Below are 21,723 nucleotides of genomic sequence, written 5' to 3'. Positions count from 1 at the left end.
GGTTATTCGTCATTGGTAAATTTGTCGTGGTTGAAGAAAGAAGGGTTTAGAGTGTAGGGTGTAGAGAACTGGTTGATGTGACGGTTGACGGTTGATGGTTGATGGTTGACGGTTAACTGCTCCCTGCTCCCTGCTCCCTGCTCCCTGCTCCCTGATAACTCATAACTGACAACTGTACGGGCGGGTTTTGAACCAAGATGATGGCTTGAACCGTAAATCCGCTGGCTAAACCCGCCCCGACGACAACTGACAACTGATAACTGTACGGGCGGGTTTTGAACCAAGATGATGGCTTTAACCGTGAATCCACTGGCTAAACCCGCCCCGACGACAACTGACAACTGATAACTGATAACTGATAACTGATTATGACGGCAACAGCTATATCAAACTTACCTGTTTTAGCAGCATCAAGGTCGGGGTTGCCAAATATTTGCGGCTGGGAGGCGGAAATAAAGTCGGTAACGAACCACAGCGAACCCGTGTTTTTACCCACTACCAATTTGCGTCTAGAAAATCTGACTTCTGGATTTGCTTGCGCCCTGCACATGCACCAACCGACAATTCCCGCAGGTGGTAATGGGGTCATCAGCAATCTGCAATATATGTTTGAACATCCTCACGATGGGGATAACCACAACGCCGGAGTCTTTGCCTGGTGCTACGGACGCATGGGGGAATTTATTCCACAGTTGATTGCTGAAGGTTGCAACCCTCGAATTATGTTGGACTATTCGGGTAATCTATTGTGGGGATTGCAGCAAATGGGGCGAGAAGATATTCTGAACAATCTCAAACAGATAACTTGCAATCGCCAATACCAACCTTACGTAGAATGGCTGGGGACGATGTGGAGTCATGCTGTTGTCCCTTCTACGCCAATTCCCGATCTCAAGCTGCACATTCAAGCTTGGCAGCATTATTTTGCCGCAATTTTTGGCTACGATGCTTTGCGGCGTGTTAAGGGTTTTTCTCCTCCCGAAATGCACTTACCCAACCACCCAGATACCCTATTTGAATACATTAAAGCTTTGAAAGAATGCGGTTATCGCTGGTTGCTGGTACAAGAACATTCCGTGGAACGTTTGGATGGTACGGGGTTGCACCACGACCAAAAATACATTCCCAACCGTTTAGTGGCGCGAAATTCACACGGTGAAACGATTAGCATTACGGCGCTGATTAAAACTCAAGGATCGGATACGAAATTAGTTGCCCAGATGCAGCCTTATTTTGAAGCCAAAGGGCGAGGGAAGCAACAAGTTGGTAACGTCACTGTACCCTCTCTCGTAACCCAAATTGCTGATGGAGAAAATGGCGGCGTGATGATGAATGAATATCCCCGCGATTTATTTCGGGTGTATCATGAAATTCGCGATGCTGGCAATAATGACGCGGGAATCGTAGCACTAAATGGCACGGAATATTTGGAATTGATTGAGGCGGCTGGCGCTAATCCCGATGATTATCCAGCTTGTCAAGCGGCGAACCAACACAAAATCTGGCAGCAAGTCGATCCAGACAGTGCGACTCCAGAAGCGGTAGAACATGCGATCGCGCAATTAAAAGCCACTGACGACCGATTTCACATGGATGGTGCATCTTGGACGAACGATCTCAGCTGGGTCAAAGGTTACGAAAATGTTTTAGCACCGATGAATCAACTCAGTGCAGCATTTCATGCAAAGTACGACCCACTAGTACAGCAAGATCCGACTGTAACTCAGCTTCCTGACTACCTTGAAGCCTTGTTGTATAACTTATTGTTGGAAACTAGTTGTTTCCGCTATTGGGGACAGGGAATGTGGACTGACTTTGCCCGCGAACTCTATCGACGGGGAGAAATCGCAGTTCGTTAGTCTACCAGTTAAACAAGCTCGTTCAAGAGTCACACCAGTTGAACTGCTAACTTTAGCCGATGCTCCTGGTTGTGGCTTTCGGCTAGGGAAAATTTCCAGCGTACGATGGGGTATGGTCACGGCAACACCCAAAGCTGCGATCGCCAAAACAGAAACCCCTGTTAGCAACCGCACTTGATGGCGTAACTGGCGATTTTCGCGATCGAGGGTTGCTACCCGATTTAAATTGGGATTTAAATCCCGATCTAAATAATGGGGTTCGTTCTGAGATCTAGGGCGGGATTCGTTTTCTACCAATGGTTCGGGTCGATTTTCAGCGATCGCTACTGCGACTCGCTTAGGCTGAAAAGTAATCTTCGTCAGCAACCAATTTACGATCAATTGCGGGCAATTTTGCCTAAACCAATACCATGCTACATTCCTAAATACTGGTTTGGATATTCGCGCTACTGATTTTGTCATCCGATTCAGCGGGCGAAATTGGATCTTTTGATTTATTATATTGACCGCACCCGCATCGTAGAGACAATCTATGATTAATTTAATAGTTGCTTCTTGATCGTTGGATAAATTTTGCAGCAGTAGCAAAACGTCGTGCATCCGTTCTGCTTCCATCTGCTTTTCCAGCATCCGCTCCGCTTCTTTTTTTGTCAGCCCTGTCATAGATATGAGAATAAATATAGCGGTAGTAACATATCCACTATGATAATCTGGACGCTACTGTCCTCAGAGCGATCGCGGACACATCTTGAGGAGGAAATACGTTAGCTGAGCCGCCTCGCTTCAGCAGAATTTTAAGCTAATTTCAAGCGGCAATCGCAGGTTAACAACTGATATATCACTAAAAACAAAAGATTTTTGCTGAAATCTAAGGGCAGGGTTTAATTGTTATCGTGTCTCTTTTTCGCTCTCACGCCTCTTTTTAAAGTAATTTTTACGCAATCTTAATAGTTTTCAGTATGACAACGGATGGTGAGTTGGATGCTGGTAAATGATGGTGGAGAAAAGAACTATTGCCAAAAGTGAATTTTCACAATTGAAGTACGCGATCGCGTGCTGAATAGATAGCTTGCGATTTTAGCTTATGAAATTATATTTGAAATTATACGTAATCCTTAGACAGTGGTGGCGATCGCTGAAGTATCTTGCCTTACTCTTAGGTACATTGTTAGCCGTAACCATACCGAATAGTATTTCTCCTGTGGCGATCGCCCAGCAACCTTTTGAGGAAATTCGCGGCGTGTGGATGACAAATAACGATACGAGTACCCTCATCGACCGTGACAAAATGCAAGCTGCCGTCAGCCAACTAGCGCGGCTGCACTTCAACACGATCTATCCCGTCGTCTGGAATTCTGGATACGCTCAGTATGATAGCAACGTAGCACGACAAACAGGGATTCAAACCTTCGTGCGCAAAGGTTTGCAGGGACAAGATCCTTTAGCCGATCTCGCTGCCACAGCCCATCGCCAAGGCTTACTCGTCGTTCCCTGGTTTGAGTTTGGTTTCATGACTCCCCCCACTTCAGAATTGGCATTGCAACACCCGAATTGGCTAACCCAAAAACGGGATGGGAGCAAAACTTCAATTGATGTTGCGGGTGAGGTTGTATGGCTCAATCCCTTCCATCCAGAAGTTCAGCAATTTATCACCGCACTAGTACGGGAGGTCGTGACTAAGTACGATGTCGATGGGATTCAGTTTGACGATCACATGAGTTTACCGCGTGAATTTGGCTATGACAAATATACGGTGGCTCTGTACAAGAAGGAAACCAAGCGCAGTCCAGCCCATCCTGGCGATGCAGCGTGGATGCGTTGGCGGGCTGATAAAATTACGGCATTTATGACTCAACTCAATCAAACAGTTAAACAAAGCAAGCCCAAAGCAATTTTTGCCGTCGCCCCCAACTACTACGACTTTGCTTATAAATTTCACTTGCAAGACTGGCTAGCGTGGGTGCGTAACGGAATTGTTGACGAACTGATCGTGCAAGTCTACCGTCCAGAACTGCAAAGTTTTCTCCAACAACTTGCCCGCCCCGAAATTCAAGAGGTACAACAAAAGATTCCTACTGGTATCGGCATTCTTACGGGCTTGAGAAACGATCCAGTCCCAATGCAACGGATTCAGGCACAGGTGAGGGCTACACGCGATCGCGGTTTAGGTGTAGCTTTCTTCTTTTACCAAAGTTTATGGGATTACGCCCCAGAACCAAGCGAACAGCGACAGTCTTACTTTCAGGCATTGTTCCGTTCTCCTGCTTCCCGTATTGCATCTGCACGGGCTGCTGCGATCGAAGAACCGATATTGCAACCGTGAAACTAGGATTTGGAGATTAGACTAGGCAGCAAGAAATGACTCAGCAGTGCTGAGTGTAGAAAACAGCTAAGTACAGGACAAAAATTGTAGAGAGTGAAGAAAGTCATCAGATTTCAAGTCTAAATCAGTAAAAATGGAACGAAGACGATCGAAGCCATAACGAAAAATACTCGCTTGCCGTCGTCCATATTTCTTCAGCTTGAGAGGACGATGAGAAGATAACCATTCGCCAGTGCGCGATCGCCCAACATAAAGCCAAAGCCATCAAAGCTAAAAGTTTACTGTTTTGACTCTGATAAGGGCGATTAAAAACAAAGCCAGAAAATTGAGTCGAGCGCCATGCCATCCTAGATGGGGTTTCAAAGTGTCTCGAAGTAAGTTAACTTGGTTCATAGGGTTTCACAGATGGTGTGGTAACTACTATGAAACCCTTTCTCTGTCACCTGTTGAACCCCTCTCCTCATTTTTTGTCCTGTAGGCTTAATTGTTTAAAGTGGTCTTTCAGCCAACTTAACCATCTTCATATATACCAAATTTCCCCCGCATTTCCATCATTTTTTTAATTTCATTATTACTAGTTTTGATGACCTCCTGTGCCATGCGTTTGATTTCAGGATTCGGAGACTGAAGTGCTTCCTCAGCTGCTTCGACCATTTTCATCCGAAGCATAATCATCTCATCGATGAAACGTCTCGATCTTGTCTCATTCAGACGACTAGATGGCGAGATTTGAGCTATTTGACGATCGAATTCGACAATATTTGCATGGCTAGTAGTGTTAGTATCTGGATTATTTGCCTGTGCAGCACTTGCAGAGGTAGTTGCTATAGCTAAGCCAATAGTCGTTAAAGCAATACTTTTTACAAAAGCATTCATGAGAGTAAGTTTCCTTTTACTGAAATTTTGTCATGCTGACGTTCCAGAGCTATATTGGATTTACTACCCTGGTACAACTATGACCTTTAAAGAATTACTTTAAAAGGATTATCTGAGAAATTGCTGAGTTTATACTAAAAAATCTCTGAGCCGACAAAAATTTTACTTAAATCTAATCAACTTATTGTTAATGAAACTTAAAGCATATTTACTTCAAAATTTATCTAGATTTTCTGAAGTACTGTTACTAATAATTTAGTCAAAATTAGATTTTCCTGAGAAAACTATAAGAAGATCGCAGCTAAATTCTCAGCTCGATCGATTAACGTTTTTAGAGGTGTATCATTCATCCGCTAATTGCTCAAGCAACAATTAACTTAAGTTGCATAATAGCAATTCTCGATTGCGTGCGTGACACTTGTAGGGGCGCACAGCCGTGCGCCCCTACAGATCGCGTGTTTTACCCAATTGAAAACCGCTATAAAACAATTGTTCTTGACGAAATTGCTCAAACATGACTCGGCAACTAGTATTCGGTCATTAGCGTGATTAGTCTTTCCAGAACCAATATTGACTATTGCTTGTGTATCTCGTTTGAGAACTAATTGCTATCTATCCAAGGAGAATCTGCATGAGACTTGAAGGTAAAGTTGCCCTGGTAACGGGTAGCAGTCAAGGAATCGGACAGGGAATTGTCGTGCGTCTTGCCCAAGAAGGAGCAGATGTTGTCATTAACTACCGATCGCACCCAGAAGGAGCGGAGGAAACCTTAGCAAAGGTACAGGCTGCTGGTGGTAGATGCTACATGGCTGGATGCGCTAAATCTCAAGGTTACACGGTTAAGGCAGATTTAGGTGATGTGAATCAGGTGCGTCAGCTAGTTGCAGAAAGTATCGAACATTTTGGCAAGCTAGATATTTTGGTCAACAACGCTGGAATTGAAAAACACGCTCCATTTTGGGAAGTGACGGAAGCTGATTACGATGCGGTAATGAATGTCAATTTGAAGGGAGTTTTCTTTGCAACTCAAACCTTTGTGCAACATCTAATTACAACCAAAAGACCTGGCAAGATTATCAACATTAGTTCGGTGCATGAGGAACTGCCCTTTCCTAACTTTACAGCGTATTGTGCCAGTAAGGGTGGTATGAAAATGCTGACACGCAATTTAGCAGTTGAATTGGGTTCGCTGGGCATCACAATTAACAATGTCGCACCAGGAGCAATAGAAACACCGATCAACACCAAACTCTTGAACGACCCCCAAAAGTTAGGTGCGCTCTTGCACAATATTCCTCTCGGTCGTCTGGGACAACCGCAAGATGTTGCTTCTGTTGTTGCCTTCTTAGCATCCTCTGATGCTGACTACATTACAGGTAGTACCTTTTTTGTCGATGGTGGACTGCTTTGGAACTATCAGGAGCAATAGGTGAGATGAACGCTCTACGTCGTCACTATCCTGAATATTTGATGGAAGCTGCGGGACTTGGCATTTTTATGATTTCTGCCAGTGTTGTGACAGCCTTGCTGGAGCATCCAGCTTCACCACTGCGACAAACAATTGCCGATCCGTTATTACGCCGTTGCATCATTGGGGTAGCGATGGGATTGACCGCGATCGCCATTATATATTCCCCTTGGGGTAAGCAGTCTGGAGCGCACATTAATCCGGTTGTCACGCTGACGTTCTTCCATTTGGGCAAGATTAAGCCTTGGGATGCATTTTTTTACATCGTGGCGCAATTTGTCGGCGGACTGTTGGGAGTGTGGTTAGTTGCAGTCGTCTCGAGGGATGCGATCGCCGATCCAGCAGTCAATTATATCGTCACTGTTCCTGGGACTGCTGGTGCAGGTATTGCATTCATTGCGGAAGCAATTATTTCCTTCGGAATTATGCTGACGATTCTGTTTGTATCCAATACCCCGAAATTGGCACGATATACCGGACTGTTTGCCGGACTGCTAGTTGCAACTTACATCACGGTAGAAGCGCCATTATCAGGTATGAGCATGAATCCAGCTCGAACTCTTGCCTCGGCAATTCCCGCACAGAATTGGACGGCAATTTGGGTTTATTTCATTGCTCCACTTTTAGGGATGCTGCTAGCATCTGAACTTTACGTGCGCCTTAAAGGTCGGAACGCAGTGCGCTGCGCCAAACTCCACCATCACAATCACAAACGCTGTATTTTTCGCTGTGGCTATAGGAAACAGTGAACAGTTATCAGTTATCAGTTATCAATATCTACTCGTCACATAGGAAACAGTGAACAGTGAACAGTGAACAGTGAACAGTTATCAGTTATCAATATCTACTCGTCACAAATGACTAATGACTAATGATTAATCACTAATAGGAGAGAACAAATGCTTGCAAGTCTTAGACAAATTGAGAATCCTATACTCAGGAGTGTAACAGGAGCAAGTGCTGCTTTTGCGATCGCGACGATTGTTTCTGGTGCAGTCGTAGGTCTAGTCAATGTCAAAGATAAAGCTAAATTGGGCGTGTATGCTTCATTGCTGGGAACTGGTTGCGGTGCTTTGGTGGGCTTAGTTACTGGGAGAAAGGTAAGTATACAAGAATCTACTGCTCGGTCAACAGCTACTAGCAAAACTTGGCAAGACTGGCGCAATTTTGTGGTCGTTCGCAAGGTCAAAGAAAGCGAAGAAATCACCTCTTTCTATCTCAAACCAGAGGATAACAGTGAAATTCCTAGCTTTCAACCAGGGCAGTTTTTAACAATTAAACTAGATATTCCTGGGCAAGCTAAACCTGTTATTCGGACTTACTCGCTCTCAGATTTCCCTGAACCTTGCGAATACTATCGTCTTTCAATTAAACGGGAACCAGCGCCTCAAGGGTTAGAAGTACAACCAGGAATTGCCTCTAACTTTATGCACGATCGCATCCATGAAGGAGCGGTAATTTCTGCTAAGCCACCTAGAGGTAACTTTGTTCTTGATGTCAATCAGTCTTTACCAGCCGTACTCATTAGCAATGGGGTGGGAATTACTCCCATGCTTAGTATGGTAAAAGCTTGTAGCCGCCTCAATCCCAACCGACAGATTTGGTTTTTGCATGGGGCGCGAGATGGTCGATTTCATGCCTTTCGAGATGAAGTACTGGCGATCGCACAGCAGAATCCCAATCTACACGTCCATTTTTGCTACAGCCGTCTGCGAGTGGAAGACGAAGGAAACTATCACAGTATCGGTTATGTTGATGCGGCTCTGGTTAGAAGCTTAGTCCAGCAAGAGGCAGAATATTTTCTCTGCGGTTCTCCGCCTTTTATGGAGTCGATTATGGCAGGACTCAAAGAATCGGGAGTAGCTAGCAGTAGCATCTTGTTTGAGTCTTTCGGTAAACCAATGAAAGCTACATCCGAGAGACAACTTTCTGTTGTAAGTGGAGATGAGGAAGTTGCAGCAGCAGAAATTATCTTTGCAAAATCGGGCAAAACCCTCACTTGGCACGAGGGTGAAGGAACGATTCTGGAGTTTGCCGAAGCTAACGATCTCGATCCTGCCTATAGTTGTCGTGCAGGTATCTGCGGCACTTGTCAGTGCAACATCCAAGCTGGCGAAGTGACTTACCAGGAACCACCAACCGCAGAGATTGATGAGGGTGCGGTACTGATCTGCATTTCTAAACCGAAAACGGCAAGAGTTGTTCTCGATCTTTGATAAAAATGCGAGGCTGACGTAATTATGACTAACCATTACGACATTATTATTATCGGTACGGGGGCGGGTGGCGGTACGCTAGCTTATAAACTGGCTGCTAGTGGTAAGAAAATCCTAATTCTGGAGCGGGGACCATTTCTGCCGAGGGAGAAAGCGAATTGGGATACTAAAACGGTTTTTAATAGCGATCGCTACCACAATTCTGAAGTTTGGTATGACAAAAACGGTAACGAATTGCACCCAGGCATGAGTTATTTTGTGGGTGGCAATACAAAAGTTTATGGTGCGGCTCTATTTCGGTTACGCGAAAAAGATTTTGAAAAATTCCAGCACAGAGACGGCATTTCGCCAGAATGGGCGCTGAAGTACAAAGACTTTGAACCTTATTATGTCGAGGCAGAAAAACTCTATCAAGTGCATGGTAAGAGTGGCGAAGACTCGACGGAACCTTTTCGCTCTCAAGAATTTCCCTATCCTGCTGTCAGCCACGAACCCAGAATTCAAGAAGTCTCAGATATCCTCAAAGGCAGAGGTTTGCACCCCTACCATACTCCGGTAGGCATCCATTTAAATGAAGCCCAGCGCTACTTGAGTGCTTGTATCCGTTGCAATACTTGCGATGGTTTTCCCTGTCTGGTTCAGGCTAAATCTGATGCTGAGGTGAGTGCCGTGCGTCCTGCGATCGCGCAAGATAACGTTACACTGCTGACGGAAGCAAAGGTGCTGAAATTGCATACGAGTGCATCGGGACGAGCAATTTCTAGCGTAGAGGTAGAGATACGCGATCCCGAATCTGGGCAAGCGCAAATTCAAAGATTTTCTGGGGATATTGTGGCGATCGCCTGTGGCGCGATTAACTCATCCGTACTGCTGCTCAAATCTGCCAATGATAAACATCCCAACGGTTTAGCCAATAGCTCTGACTTGGTGGGGCGCAATTTTATGAAGCACGTCTTGGGTTCGATTATTGGCGTTTCCAAAAAACCTAACCCAACTAATTTTCAAAAAACTCTGTCAATCAACGATTTCTACTGGGGTGAGGAAGGTTACGAATACCCGATGGGACAGATTCAAACTTTGGGTAAAGTTAGCAAAGAGGCGCTAGAAGGCAATCCAGAAGCTTACGCTCCCCTAACTCCTGAGCAAGTTGCCAGCCATTCGATTGATTGGTGGCTGACAACTGAAGATTTGCCCGATCTTAATAATCGCATTCGGGTGGATGGAGACAAAATTATCCTCGACTACACCGAAAATAATTCCGAATCCTACGATCGCCTAGAAAAGCGTTGGATTGATATTCTCAAATCAATTGAATGCGGTCAAGAAATCTTGCCTAACTGTTCCTATTTCGTCAAAGGGGGCAAAACTTATTTTACGGGTAAATTACCTTTAGATGGTGTAGGGCATCAGGTGGGGACTTGCCGTTTTGGGGAAGAGCCTAAAACTTCAGTATTGGATCTCAATTGTCGCACCCACGATATAGATAATCTCTACGTTGTTGATGGTAGTTTCTTCTGTTCCAGTGGAGCCGTAAACCCAACACTGACGATTATTGCTAATGCTTTGCGAGTGGGAGAACATTTGAGCGAGCGGATGGGATAAGAGCAGAGGGGCAGAGGGGCAGAAGAAAAATTGATAATACTCTTGACCAACCAAAGAAAACATCTTTCTTGTGGCAATTTATTATGAATAATTTATGGCATTTAACAGGCAAAATTCAGCCTCGATCGCTAACTGAAAGCCGACTCAGATTACACTATGCAATTCAGTTTATTGCTGCTACTGGCTCTGCTCTAGCGGAACCTCTACAGGATTATAGTCATACGAGTTTGACATGGAAATCAGATCTAAAAGTATTTGTTGGTGCAGTTATTCATGCAATAAGATCGTTTCAAGTTGCACTCGACCCAGTTAGTTTAATATCAATTATTTTAGATAAGCATGGTGAGACTATTGCAACGTCTCCTTTGGAAGGAAAAACTTTAGTAGAGGGAATGAACTGGCACAAAAAACAGATTTCTCAACTTGGTGCTGATGCTGAAAAAATTGCGTTTCTTTCCTATCCACCCGATGATTTTCCCGACCATGCGATCGCCCACGGTGCTACTTTCAATACCAGTGAAGTAGCAGGACGGCAGGAACTAGCAAATTACTACGCTAATACTCATCAACTTTTGCAAGAAATCGTAGCTGAAACTGAAGATGCTTCCCCAATTCACACTTGGTCCCATCACTTCGACATGGCGACGTTAATTTCAATTCCAGGCAAAAAGAACGGCGAGCCAATCACTGTAGGCGTGGGGATGTCACCTGGAGATCGCAGCTACGACGAACCTTACTGGTATGTATCCCCCTATCCCTATCCCGATACAACTAGCCTACCTAAACTAGCTGGAGGAGGTTTCTGGCAGACTCAGCACTGGGTAGGAGCGGTTCTGACTGCCTCTCAATTAACAACAGATTCGGATGGGGCGCAAGAGGAGCAAGTTAGAGCGTTTCTGTATTCTGCTGTGAAGGCATCGAAAGCATTACTTGTATGACTAGGAAACTAACCCAGACCGCCAGAGTCCTGTTGGCAGTTGGTACATTTGTCGCGATGCCACAGGCGGTTCGCGAAGCGACCTTCGCAACCACCCACAATCAAGTATACCCGCAGCCACGTAACCAGCCAGCTGCAACATCTATAACTCAGTCAGCTCAGCCAGCCGTCACTGCTGTAGAATCGGTGGGAATGACCGTTGCAGACATGGATCGTTCCATTGATTTCTATTCTCAAGTGCTTTCCTTCCAGAAAGTTTCTGATGTGGAAGTTTTGGGAACCCAATACGAACAATTGCAAGGATTGTTTGGCGTGCGGATGCGCGTGGTTAGGATGCGGTTGGGTAGCGAATTCATCGAGCTAACTGAGTACCTCACCCCCAAGGGCAAGCCATTTCCAGTTGATTCGCGTAGTAACGATCGCTGGTTTCAACACATTGCGATCGCAGTTAACGATATGGATAAAGCCTACCAGCACTTACGCAAGTTCAAGGTACAACACGCCTCCACAGCCCCGCAACGCATTCCCGACTGGAACAAAGCAGCAGCAGGGATTCGTGCCTTTTATTTCCGCGATCCAGATGGTCATTACCTGGAAACGATTTATTTTCCTCCAGGTAAAGGCGATCCAAAATGGCAAAAGCCAACAAACCAATTATTTTTGGGTATTGACCACACCGCGATCGTTGTTTCTAATACCGCAGCTAGCCTGAAATTCTACCGCGATCTTCTAGGCATGAGACTAGCGGGAGAAAGCGAAAATTACGGCACAGAACAAGAGCATCTCAACAACGTATTTGGGGCAAGGTTGCATATTAGTGGTTTGCGATCGCGCCTTGCTTCCCCTGGAATTGAGTTTCTAGAGTACCTCACCCCCAGAGATGGGCGACCTTTGCCAACGGATGCTCGTCCCAACGATTTGCTGCATTGGCAGACTACGCTTGTGGTGAAAGATGCAGCAGCAGTTGCTCAGAAATTGCAACGCGATCGGGCTACGTTTGTTTCTCCTAGCGTCGTGGCGATACCTGGGCAGAAGTTGGGATTTAAAAAGGGCTTTTTGGTCAGAGATCCCGATGGTCATGTCATGCGGCTGGTGGAGAAGTAATAGCTACAGCAAGGCTGCTCGATTTTCTAGCTCAACGATTTCAATTGACGATGGACGATCCTAAAGCGGCAGCCGATCGCATTTATGTCAACAATTCTTAGCTAGCTTTAATTTTCATCTCAGCAGGAATTCAGAGTTTTTGCTTAGCTTGTATTTAGGGCGATCGCGCTTCTACAACTCATCATTTCAGAATAATAGAAGTTTATTTCAGAGCCAGGAGACTTATGATGACAACCTTAACCCAGGAAGAAATCAGGTTAGAAGCAGCCCTGACGCACAAAGCTCACTGGCGCAGGTGGGGACCGTACTTGAGCGATCGCCAATGGAGTACAGTCCGCGAAGACTATAGCTCTTATGGTACTGCCTGGGACTACTTTACCCACGACCAAGCGCGTTCTCGTGCTTACCGTTGGGGTGAAGATGGCATTGCTGGCATTTCCGACAACCATCAAAGATTGTGTTTTGCGATCGCCCTTTGGAATGGTGAAGATCCGATTCTCAAAGAAAGGCTTTTTGGTCTCACAGGTAGTGAAGGCAATCACGGGGAAGATGTCAAAGAATATTACTTTTATCTTGACAATACTCCAACTCATTCCTACATGAAAGCACTCTATAAATATCCACATCAAGCATTTCCCTACACTCAATTAGTGGAAGAAAATAAACGCAGAAATCGTAGAGAGCCGGAGTTTGAACTGATAGATACAGGTATATTTGATGAAAATCGTTACTTTGATGTATTCGTCGAATATGCAAAGTATTCTGCTGAAGATATTCTGATTCAAATTCAGGTAATAAACAGGGGGGCAGAAGCGAAAACGCTACATATATTACCGACACTCTGGTTTCGCAATACTTGGTCTTGGACTACAGATGAGAGCAAGCCGATTCTGCAAAAAATTGAATCTGGTCATGATTTGAGTGTTATTAGTGCTTTTCATCCCACGTTAGGGACAAGATATCTGTATTGTCAAGGGGAAACAGAACTCTTATTTACAGAAAATGAAACGAATACCGCACGGTTATTTAATTTCCCTAATGCTTCTGCTTATGTAAAAGATGGCATTAACGACTACATCGTACAGGGTCGAAAGGAGGCAGTAAACCCAGAATCTTTTGGTACTAAAGCTGCGGCTCATTATTTATTAAATGTCGGTGCAGGCGAAACTCAAATCATTAAATTGCGACTCAGCGATATATCTCCTTGCCTCCCTTCTCAAGGGGGGTTGGGGGGATCTCAAAGCCCCCCTTACCAAGGGGGGTTGGGGGGATCTCCATTCGATACATTCGATACTACCCTTTCCAGCCGCCAGCGAGAAGCCGATGAATTTTATCAGCGCATAACTCCCTTTACACTGGGCGAGGATATGCGTAACGTGCAACGACAGGCTTTTGCCGGAATGCTTTGGAGCAAGCAATACTACCACTATGTTGTCGAAGATTGGCTCAAGGGCGATCCGGCTGCACCTGAGCCACCAAGCGATCGCAAAACAGCTAGAAATCACGAATGGTTTCACCTTTACAGCGATGATATTCTCTCCATGCCTGATAAGTGGGAATATCCTTGGTTTGCCGCTTGGGATCTTGCCTTTCATGCCATTCCTCTAGCAACAATCGACCCAGATTTTGCCAAATATCAATTAGATGTGATGACGCGGGAATGGTACATGCATCCAAACGGGCAAATTCCGGCTTATGAATGGGCATTTGGAGATGTGAATCCACCCGTTCATGCTTGGGCAACTTGGCGCGTTTACAAGATCGAACAAAAAATTTACGGACGCAGCGATCGCGTCTTCTTAGAGCGGGTATTTCAGAAATTATTGCTGAATTTTACTTGGTGGGTAAATCGTAAAGATGTAGAGGGTAAAAATGTCTTTCAAGGGGGATTTCTCGGTTTAGACAATATTGGCGTATTCGATCGCAGTGCCGTGCTGCCAACGGGGGGACACATCGATCAATCTGACGGTACAAGCTGGATGGGGATGTATTGCTTGAATATGCTAACGATCGCCCTAGAGTTAGCAAAAACCAATCCCGTTTACGAAGACATTGCGACTAAATTCTTCGAGCATTTTCTCTATATCGCTGATGCCATGAACCACATTGGCGAAATGGAAGCATCTCTCTGGGATGAGGCAGATGGATTTTATTATGATGTCCTGCATTTACCTAACGAGCAGCAGATTAGCTTAAAAGTGCGATCGCTTGTGGGCTTAATTCCGTTATTTGCGGTAGAAACGATTGAACCAGAAACACTACAACAACTTCCAGGCTTTAAAAAGCGAGTGGAATGGTTTATTCAAAATCGCCCCGATCTCACTCAAAATATTGCTTGTATGAAAAGCGAGGGAGTAGGAGAGCGAAGATTGCTGGCTATTGTCTACCGCGATAAGTTGCAGCGAATTTTACAAAAAATGCTGGATGAAACTGAATTTTTCGGAGATTATGGGATTCGAGGAATTTCCCGCTACCATGCCGAATATCCTTATGTTTTTAATGTCAACGGTACTCAATTTCGCGTCGATTACGAACCCGCAGAATCTAGTAGCGGTTTGTTTGGTGGTAATTCTAATTGGCGCGGTCCCGTTTGGTTTCCAGTAAATTTTCTACTGATTGAATCTCTACAAAAATTTCATCATTATTTGGGAGACGATTTTCAAGTTGAATGCCCTACAGGTTCCGGTCAAATGATGACGTTGTGGGAAGTTGCAACTGAATTATCTCAAAGGTTAATGCGGATTTTTCTGAAAAACTCATCCGGCGATCGCCCCGTTCATGGCGGAACTCAAAAGTTTCAAACCGATCCTGATTGGCAAGATTTGATTTTGTTCTACGAATACTTCCACGGCGATAACGGCGCGGGAATTGGTGCTAGTCATCAAACTGGATGGACGGGTTTAGTGGCAAAGCTAATTCAGCAATACGGCGAGTATGAAAGACAAGACAAAGCATCATCGCAAAAACTGCTACAGCGATCGCATTAAAAGCAATAGTTTTTCCAGAAATTAGGAGTAGGTAAAATGGAAGACCTATTCAAGCAATTAACTGCCAATTTAGCAGTTGGTGTAGAAGCTGGTGCTGGTTTAATAATTGGTTTTGCTGCAGTAGAGGCCACTTTTAAAGCTTTTGTATTGTTTTTCGTGCGGCGGCGATTGCCCGATGCAGTCAAAGAAGAGATCCGCTTGCGATTTGGCAGATGGCTGTCGCTAGCACTGGAATTTGAACTAGCAGCAGATATTCTCCGTACCGCGATCGCACCTACTTGGACGGAGATCGGTCAATTGGGCGCTATAGTCGTTTTGCGGACAGTCTTAAACTTTTTCCTGCAAATGGAAATCGACAAAGCAGCGACGCGAAATTACGTTCAGTTCAAATAACTATGATATTTCCTATAACTGCCTACTATTGATGGCTAAATTTGATTCAAGTCGCATTCAATTCGCAGAAAAACACTCTGCAAAAATGAATTTTCAAATACTAATTGATAAGTTCTGTATAGATATGTGCTATTGTCATGCATTTCGGAGAAAATTTCCTTAGGAAAGTAGGCAAAATTAGAATAGTAAAAAGTGACATCTCTGCACTAAAATTTCACCTCACTTGAGCTTTTTCGGCTCGGATTGGCTTACGTGGCAATATGGATGAATTGGGAGAAACCGATGCTAGTGGCTTCTCATCAGCAACAAAATATAACCGATCGGGAGTAAGACCGTGACAGCACATATTCTCCTGGTTGAAGATGAAATCAAGCTGGCTCGGTTTTTGGAACTAGAACTGAGCAGCGAAGGCTATCGCGTCAGCGTAGCGCATGATGGCATGGCGGGATTGACATTGGCGCGAGAGTCATCATTCGATCTGGCAATTCTAGATTGGATGCTACCAGGGTTGACAGGAGTGGAACTGTGCCGTCGCCTGCGTGCTACTGGCAACAAGATTCCCGTAATTTTGTTGACAGCAAGAGATGAAGTGGGCGATCGCGTCACTGGTTTGGATGCGGGTGCTGATGATTACGTAGTTAAACCCTTCAGTATTGAGGAATTACTCGCCAGAATTCGCGCCCATCTACGCCGGAATAGCGAACCAGATTTAGATTTAATGCAATTTGAGGATTTGAGCTTAAATCGCCGTACCCGTGAAGTATTGCGCGGTCAGCGGGCGATCGAACTAACTGTGAAAGAATTCGATCTACTAGAATACCTGCTGAGCCACCCGCGTCAAGTATTTACCAGAGACCAAATTTTAGAAAAAGTTTGGGGTTATGACTTTGTCGGCGATTCCAATGTAATTGAAGTTTATATTCGCTACCTGCGCCTGAAACTGGAAGAAAACAACGAAAAGCGTTTGCTCCATACCGTGCGGGGTGTAGGTTATGTATTGCGAGAGTAATCTATTACAGGTAATTGGACGCTGACGATCGTGCCTTCTGCTGTAGAAGAAGCGATCGCAAATTCTCCCCCATGAGCCTCGACAATCCGCTTGACAATCGATAAACCCAATCCCGTACCAGAAAGCTTTGTGGTGTAGAACGGTTTTGTTAGTTTTGGTAAGATCTCCGGAGGAATGCAATCGCCACCATTGCAAATGTAAATCTTGACTCGCTTGGCAGTCTCTTCTAATTCCACTTGCCAAGAAATTACTTCATCGTCTTTCACGGCTTCACAGGCATTGTCTACCAAATTGATAAATACCTGCTTCAGTTTATTGGCATCGGCTAAAACCTCGATCGGGGTTGGTGTTGGGAAAAATTCAATCCGCCGCCGCATGGCTGAGGGCATAGTTCGCAGCGATGGTAAAATTCCGGCAATGAAACTATTCAGCTCCAATTGGGCAAATTGAAGTACCTGGGGCTTGGCATACAGCAAAATCTCGTTTAACAGGTTTCGGATTCGTTCGGCTTCATCCAGCGATAAATCTAAGCGTTCTTTGGCGGTTGGTGGTAAATCTATCCGCTTAAAGGCATTCAGTCCCATTAATACTGTAGTCAAGGGATTGCGTAACTCGTGAACGATCGTTGCTGCTAACTCGCCCACTTCTGCTAAAGATGCGATCGCCTTCACCATTTCCTGTTGAGCTTGCTTGCGTTCCGTGATATCTTCGGCAATTCCAGCCAAACGATAAATTTGCCCTGCGGCATCCCAAATTGGAAATGCTTGGTCAAAAATAATTCGCACAGATCCATCGGGGCGAACGATCCGATACTCTTCGCTAAATTCCATTGTTTGCTGGAAAGCGGCATCGACTCGTTGGCGATCTTCAGGATGAATTGTATCTTGCCAGATCTGGGGATTAGCATACCAACTTTCACACGATCGCTGCCAGATTTGCTCAAAAGCAGGACTAATATAGATGGGTTGGCGATCGTGAGAGTACATCCAGAGTACCTGATGCATATTTTCGGCAATCTGGCGCAGCCGTTCTTCGCTTTCTCTTAACATCTTTTCGGTGGCTCGGCGCTCCTCGATTTCTACTTGCAACTGCTGGTTCATCTGCTGCTGTTGCTGGTACATTTGGTAATTGTCGATCGCCGTTGCCGCTCGTTCGGCAAAAATTTCTGCTAGCCTAATTTCTGCGGCACTGAAATGGCGCGGCTGTCGTTGAAAGGAGCAAATCGTGCCAATGACTTCTCCTACAGGCGTGCGTAGGGGAACGCCCAAATATGCCTGGTAGCCTGCTGGAGCTTCTCCATAGTCCGTACAAGTCTGAGTATCTTCAACGACTAAAGAAACACCTGTGGCAATTACCGTACCCGTCAGAGTGCCGTGGAGAGAATAAACTCGCTCCGCTGCTTCACCTATGTCAATGGTACTGGCTATAACTCGCTCGAATCCATCCCGACAGAGAGTAATTGTAGACCAATCGAGTCGGATGAGTTCGCTTACGCCTTGGGCAATTTCTTGCAGGTAGCCACTCAGTTCGCCAGTCCGATAACTGAGTGAGGATAACACCTCTAGAACGCGCTGATTTTGATATTCAGAAGCTACGCTAACTCCATCCTGTTCTGCTCCAGGCTGCACGATCGCTTATCCTTAACTACTCGAATCTCGATGAATAAAAGTATACTCTCTTGCCGTGAAAGCCGCTCTTGCAAACAACACAAACTACTGCTGCGTGAGAGTTTGATGAGAAACTCCTCAGCTATTTTTCAGGCACACATCAGCTTTTTACTCGGAATTCATTAACGTTTCATCATCTTTCGACATAGTTTAAGAGTGACAATCAATACACTGTTTACGCAAGAAGCGTCGCTCGCCGTTCGGTGGTGTAGCGAGCAAAATTTCATCAAAATAGCACTAGATTCTCATGTCAAATTTATTGAAACTGTATGCTTGCAGACCGTACATTAATAGAAGAAGCTCAAACAGCCCTTGAAGATGCGATTCTCTATTATCGCGGGCAACCTATCGGTACTGTAGCTGCTCGCGACCCTGACGCAGAGGCACTTAATTACGACCAGTGTTTTGTGCGTGATTTTGTCCCCGCTGGTCTGCTATTTCTGATGCAGGGGAAGCCCGATATTGTCCGCAACTTCTTGGTGGAAGTGTTGGGGCTTCAAAGCCGCGAACGGCGATTGGATTGCTTTCAACCAGGACAGGGATTGCATCCTGCTAGTTTTAAGGTAGAAGTTGAAGCTGAAACCGAGTATTTGGTGGCTGATTATGGCGAACAGGCGATCGCCAGAGTTGCCCCGATCGATTCCTGCTTCTGGTGGCTGATTCTGCTACGGGCATATGTCAAAGCGACGGGAGACACGGCACTTGCTTGCCGAGATGACTTTCAGCGGGGAATTCAGTTGATTTTACAGCTTTGCTTGGAAGCTCGGTTTGACATGTTTCCGACGCTGTTAGTCCCGGATGGCTCGTTTGCGATCGATCGCCGTCTGGGAGTCTACGGTCATCCGCTGGAAATTCAGGCATTGTTCTATGCTGCCTTGCGGACGGCGCGAGAACTGCTGCTACCAATCGGTTCCGGCAATACCTATCTTCAGGCTGTCGAGACTCGCTTAAGTCACCTAACCTATCACGTGCGGAAATATTACTGGATCGATCTGCAACGTTTGAACGAAATCTATCGCTACAAAGGCGAAGAGTTTGGTGACATGGCAATGAATCGATTCAATGTCTATCCAGATACTATCCCTGCGTGGCTCGTCGAATGGCTGACCGATACTAGCGGCTATTTTGCCGGAAATCTAGGACCAGGACAGATTGATTTTCGCTTTTTCGGACTCGGCAATTTGATGTCAGCGATCGCCTCGCTGGCAACTGCCCAACAATCTCAGGCGATCGTCAACTTAATCGAGCAACGCTGGCAGGATCTAATCGGACACATGCCGATGAAAATTTGCTTTCCAGCCGTAGAAGGTCGAGATTGGCAGATTGTCACTGGCTGCGATCCCAAAAATATTCCCTGGTCTTACCATAATGGCGGTAATTGGCCCGTTTTACTCTGGCTTTTGACAGCGGCAGCTTTGAAGACGGGTAGACCAGACTTGGCACGAAACGCCTTGGAAATTGCGGAGAAACGCTTATCAAGCGATCGCTGGTGCGAATACTACGATGGCAAGACTGGAAAACTAATTGGCAAAGAAGCGAGGAAATACCAGACTTGGACGATCGCCGCTTTTCTAGTTGCCAAAACACTTCTAGAAAACCCCGATTACCTCGCCCTGATTAGTTTTGATGAAGACCCAGATGTGTCTTCTTGCGTCTTCTAACCATTGACTTCCTAGTTTTTAGCTAGAGGAACTCATTCATGACCGCACAACACTACGACATCATCATCATTGGAACGGGAGCAGGTGGCGGTACCTTGGCGTATTGTCTCGCTCCCAGTGGTAAAAAGATTTTAATTTTAGAGCAAGGCACGTTTTTACCCAAAGAGAAAGAGAACTGGAGTGCTCTAGAAGTTTATCAACGAGAGCGATATCACACTCAAGAACGCTGGTATGACACAAACGGTAAATCCTTTCGTCCCGCAACAGGCTACTGGGTGGGAGGCAATACTAAAGTTTACGGCGCTGCTTTACTGCGGTTGCGAGAACGAGACTTTGAGCGGGTCGAACACAAAGATGGTATTTCACCAGAGTGGGCGCTGAAATACCTCGACTTTGAACCCTATTACAATCGCGCCGAAGAATTGTACGACGTGCATGGGCAGACTGGCGACCCGACTGAGCCACCGCGAAGTCTGCCTTATCCCTACACTGCGGTACGCCACGAACCTCGGATGCAAGAACTCGCTAATTTGCTCGCGCAGGTTGGGTTGCATCCGTTTAATTTGCCCTTGGGACTGAAACTTAATGAAGTGGATCGAAGCTTGGGTAACTGTATTCGCTGCAATACGTGCGATGGGTTTCCCTGCTTGACCGACGGCAAAGCAGATGCCGAAGTTAACTGCATCCAGCCAACCCGCAAACGTACTAACGTCACCTTACTCACAGCAGCCAAAGTCACGCGCCTGCATACCAGTTCCTCTGGTCGAGAAATTACTCGGATCGAAGCGGAAATAAACGGGGAGCCTCAATTTTTCACGGGCAATGTTGTTGTAGTTGCTTGCGGGGCGATTAATTCAGCCGCATTATTGTTGCGATCGCAAAACGATCGCCATCCTCACGGGCTAGCAAATAGTTCCGGTCAGGTAGGGCGAAACCTGATGAAGCACAATTGTACGGCAATGGTACAACTGAGTACCAAGCTCAATCCCGCCATTTATCAAAAAACTATTTGCATCAGCGATTTCTATTGGGGGGAGCCGAGCTTTCCTTATCCAATGGGGTTGGTGCAAAACACGGGCAACGTGCTTGCAGATATGCTACCTGCGGAAGCTCCTGCTTTACTCGCCCCCTTGCTCAAACTTCGACCTGGAGCAGAACTGAAAGCGATCGCCGATCGCAGTGTGGGTTGGTGGTTGCAGACTGAAGATTTACCCGATCCTCACAACCGAGTGCGAATAGAAGGCGATCGCCTTTACCTGGAGTACAAACCCAATAATATTGAAGCGGCTAGCCGATTGATTCAACGTTGGGCGACTGTTCTCAAGCAAGTCGATCGAGCAGAACACGTCATTCCCTTCAGTCTTTACCCCCGCAACTCGATCCCGCTACAAGCAGTAGGGCATCAATGCGGCACTTGTCGCTTTGGCGAAGATCCGACAACCTCTGTATTAGATCTCAATTGCCGCACTCACGACATTCAGAATCTCTATGTCGTCGATGGTAGCTTTTTCCCTTCCAGTGCCGCAGTCAATCCGACATTAACGATTATTGCTAATGCTCTACGAGTGGGCGATCGCTTGTTGAAATTGGTATAGGCTAATTCTGCTACAGCTAATTTTGT

Annotated in this window: 17 protein-coding genes and 2 pseudogenes; 13 read left to right on the top strand and 6 right to left on the bottom strand. The window is 45.7% G+C overall.

Going from position 1 to position 21,723, the window contains the following annotated elements; genetic code table 11:
- Positions 1-2: 2 nt before the first annotated feature.
- A complete protein-coding gene (locus QH73_RS06075) occupies positions 3-341 on the bottom strand; it encodes a hypothetical protein (RefSeq protein ID WP_132866683.1) in 339 nt (112 codons plus the stop codon).
- A 27-nt stretch (positions 342-368) separates the two neighbouring features.
- On the opposite strand from QH73_RS06075, the gene QH73_RS06070 reads away from it, so the two are divergent.
- A complete protein-coding gene (locus QH73_RS06070) occupies positions 369-1,859 on the top strand; it encodes a polysaccharide deacetylase family protein (protein WP_039715619.1) in 1,491 nt (496 codons plus the stop codon).
- Here the strand turns inward: QH73_RS06070 and QH73_RS27705 are convergent.
- Positions 1,761-2,522 carry a hypothetical protein gene (locus tag QH73_RS27705; RefSeq protein ID WP_039715618.1) on the bottom strand — a complete coding sequence of 254 codons (762 nt, stop codon included), beginning with the start codon at positions 2,520-2,522 and terminating at the stop codon, positions 1,761-1,763. The genes QH73_RS06070 and QH73_RS27705 overlap by 99 nt on opposite strands.
- 421 nt (positions 2,523-2,943) lie before the next feature.
- Here QH73_RS27705 and QH73_RS06060 point away from each other — a divergent pair, with 421 nt between their 5' ends.
- Positions 2,944-4,182 carry a glycoside hydrolase family 10-like protein gene (locus QH73_RS06060; protein WP_201277957.1) on the top strand — a complete coding sequence of 413 codons (1,239 nt, stop codon included), beginning with the start codon at positions 2,944-2,946 and terminating at the stop codon, positions 4,180-4,182.
- A 66-nt stretch (positions 4,183-4,248) separates the two neighbouring features.
- Here QH73_RS06060 and QH73_RS29385 read toward each other — a convergent pair.
- The 3 genes and pseudogenes from QH73_RS29385 to QH73_RS06050 form a co-directional block, all read right to left on the bottom strand.
- Positions 4,249-4,465 (bottom strand): annotated as a pseudogene (locus QH73_RS29385) (IS4 family transposase); the annotation flags it as partial.
- Positions 4,459-4,575, bottom strand: a pseudogene (locus tag QH73_RS28065) (IS4 family transposase); the annotation flags it as partial. The pseudogenes QH73_RS29385 and QH73_RS28065, both read right to left, overlap by 7 nt.
- A 117-nt stretch (positions 4,576-4,692) precedes the next feature.
- Entirely contained in the window at positions 4,693-5,058 is a 366-nt protein-coding gene (locus tag QH73_RS06050; RefSeq protein ID WP_039715617.1) for a DUF305 domain-containing protein, read from the bottom strand.
- A 631-nt stretch (positions 5,059-5,689) separates the two neighbouring features.
- Here QH73_RS06050 and QH73_RS06045 point away from each other — a divergent pair.
- From QH73_RS06045 to QH73_RS06005, 9 genes are all read left to right on the top strand, one after another.
- The gene (locus tag QH73_RS06045) at positions 5,690-6,487 is read left to right on the top strand and encodes an SDR family NAD(P)-dependent oxidoreductase (protein ID WP_039715616.1); all 798 of its coding nucleotides are present in this window, start codon (positions 5,690-5,692) and stop codon (positions 6,485-6,487) included.
- 5 nt (positions 6,488-6,492) lie between these two features.
- A complete protein-coding gene (locus tag QH73_RS06040) occupies positions 6,493-7,275 on the top strand; it encodes an MIP/aquaporin family protein (protein ID WP_039715615.1) in 783 nt (260 codons plus the stop codon).
- A 150-nt stretch (positions 7,276-7,425) separates the two neighbouring features.
- The gene (locus QH73_RS06035; protein ID WP_039715614.1) at positions 7,426-8,742 is read left to right on the top strand and encodes a 2Fe-2S iron-sulfur cluster-binding protein; all 1,317 of its coding nucleotides are present in this window, start codon (positions 7,426-7,428) and stop codon (positions 8,740-8,742) included.
- A 24-nt stretch (positions 8,743-8,766) separates the two neighbouring features.
- A complete protein-coding gene (locus QH73_RS06030) occupies positions 8,767-10,344 on the top strand; it encodes a GMC oxidoreductase (RefSeq protein ID WP_039715613.1) in 1,578 nt (525 codons plus the stop codon).
- An 83-nt stretch (positions 10,345-10,427) separates the two neighbouring features.
- Positions 10,428-11,282, top strand: a complete 855-nt coding sequence (locus QH73_RS06025; RefSeq protein ID WP_039715612.1) for a hypothetical protein — start codon at positions 10,428-10,430, stop codon at positions 11,280-11,282.
- Entirely contained in the window at positions 11,279-12,385 is a 1,107-nt protein-coding gene (locus QH73_RS06020; RefSeq protein WP_039715611.1) for a VOC family protein, read from the top strand. Before QH73_RS06025 ends, QH73_RS06020 begins: the two co-directional genes overlap by 4 nt.
- 227 nt (positions 12,386-12,612) lie before the next feature.
- A complete protein-coding gene (locus tag QH73_RS06015; protein ID WP_039717459.1) occupies positions 12,613-15,372 on the top strand; it encodes an MGH1-like glycoside hydrolase domain-containing protein in 2,760 nt (919 codons plus the stop codon).
- A gap of 36 nt (positions 15,373-15,408) precedes the next feature.
- Positions 15,409-15,765, top strand: a complete 357-nt coding sequence (locus tag QH73_RS06010; RefSeq protein WP_039715610.1) for a DUF1622 domain-containing protein — start codon at positions 15,409-15,411, stop codon at positions 15,763-15,765.
- A gap of 334 nt (positions 15,766-16,099) precedes the next feature.
- The gene (locus tag QH73_RS06005) at positions 16,100-16,774 is read left to right on the top strand and encodes a response regulator transcription factor (RefSeq protein ID WP_039715609.1); all 675 of its coding nucleotides are present in this window, start codon (positions 16,100-16,102) and stop codon (positions 16,772-16,774) included.
- On the opposite strand, the gene QH73_RS29120 is transcribed toward QH73_RS06005, so the two are convergent.
- Positions 16,756-18,402: an ATP-binding protein gene (locus QH73_RS29120; RefSeq protein ID WP_039715608.1), complete on the bottom strand. Its 1,647-nt coding sequence runs from the start codon at positions 18,400-18,402 to the stop codon at positions 16,756-16,758. The genes QH73_RS06005 and QH73_RS29120 overlap by 19 nt on opposite strands.
- 308 nt (positions 18,403-18,710) lie before the next feature.
- On the opposite strand from QH73_RS29120, the gene QH73_RS05995 reads away from it, so the two are divergent.
- Both QH73_RS05995 and QH73_RS05990 read left to right on the top strand, forming a co-directional pair.
- Positions 18,711-20,102 (top strand): glycoside hydrolase 100 family protein, encoded by a 1,392-nt coding sequence (locus QH73_RS05995; protein ID WP_039715607.1) that lies wholly within the window; start codon positions 18,711-18,713, stop codon positions 20,100-20,102.
- 38 nt (positions 20,103-20,140) lie between these two features.
- Positions 20,141-21,697, top strand: coding sequence for a GMC oxidoreductase (locus QH73_RS05990; RefSeq protein ID WP_039715606.1), 1,557 nt, complete (start codon positions 20,141-20,143; stop codon positions 21,695-21,697).
- Positions 21,698-21,723 lie beyond the last annotated feature (26 nt).

Origin of the sequence: Scytonema millei VB511283 (genome assembly GCF_000817735.3) — a bacterium.
In the GTDB taxonomy this organism is placed as follows: domain Bacteria; phylum Cyanobacteriota; class Cyanobacteriia; order Cyanobacteriales; family Chroococcidiopsidaceae; genus Chroococcidiopsis; species Chroococcidiopsis millei_B.
Note: the sequence above shows the minus strand (reverse complement) of the source record. Positions and strands in the feature narration are given on the sequence as shown.

What these genes read in the sequence shown, in the direction of transcription:
- QH73_RS06070 (WP_039715619.1), top strand. Translation starts at nt 369, where the DNA reads ATGACGGCAACAGCTATATCAAACTTACCTGTTTTAGCAGCATCAAGG.
- QH73_RS27705 (WP_039715618.1), bottom strand. Translation starts at nt 2,522, where the DNA reads ATGACAGGGCTGACAAAAAAAGAAGCGGAGCGGATGCTGGAAAAGCAG.
- QH73_RS06060 (WP_201277957.1), top strand. Translation starts at nt 2,944, where the DNA reads ATGAAATTATATTTGAAATTATACGTAATCCTTAGACAGTGGTGGCGA.
- QH73_RS06050 (WP_039715617.1), bottom strand. Translation starts at nt 5,058, where the DNA reads ATGAATGCTTTTGTAAAAAGTATTGCTTTAACGACTATTGGCTTAGCT.
- QH73_RS06045 (WP_039715616.1), top strand. Translation starts at nt 5,690, where the DNA reads ATGAGACTTGAAGGTAAAGTTGCCCTGGTAACGGGTAGCAGTCAAGGA.
- QH73_RS06040 (WP_039715615.1), top strand. Translation starts at nt 6,493, where the DNA reads ATGAACGCTCTACGTCGTCACTATCCTGAATATTTGATGGAAGCTGCG.
- QH73_RS06035 (WP_039715614.1), top strand. Translation starts at nt 7,426, where the DNA reads ATGCTTGCAAGTCTTAGACAAATTGAGAATCCTATACTCAGGAGTGTA.
- QH73_RS06030 (WP_039715613.1), top strand. Translation starts at nt 8,767, where the DNA reads ATGACTAACCATTACGACATTATTATTATCGGTACGGGGGCGGGTGGC.
- QH73_RS06025 (WP_039715612.1), top strand. Translation starts at nt 10,428, where the DNA reads ATGAATAATTTATGGCATTTAACAGGCAAAATTCAGCCTCGATCGCTA.
- QH73_RS06020 (WP_039715611.1), top strand. Translation starts at nt 11,279, where the DNA reads ATGACTAGGAAACTAACCCAGACCGCCAGAGTCCTGTTGGCAGTTGGT.
- QH73_RS06015 (WP_039717459.1), top strand. Translation starts at nt 12,613, where the DNA reads ATGACAACCTTAACCCAGGAAGAAATCAGGTTAGAAGCAGCCCTGACG.
- QH73_RS06010 (WP_039715610.1), top strand. Translation starts at nt 15,409, where the DNA reads ATGGAAGACCTATTCAAGCAATTAACTGCCAATTTAGCAGTTGGTGTA.
- QH73_RS05995 (WP_039715607.1), top strand. Translation starts at nt 18,711, where the DNA reads ATGCTTGCAGACCGTACATTAATAGAAGAAGCTCAAACAGCCCTTGAA.
- QH73_RS05990 (WP_039715606.1), top strand. Translation starts at nt 20,141, where the DNA reads ATGACCGCACAACACTACGACATCATCATCATTGGAACGGGAGCAGGT.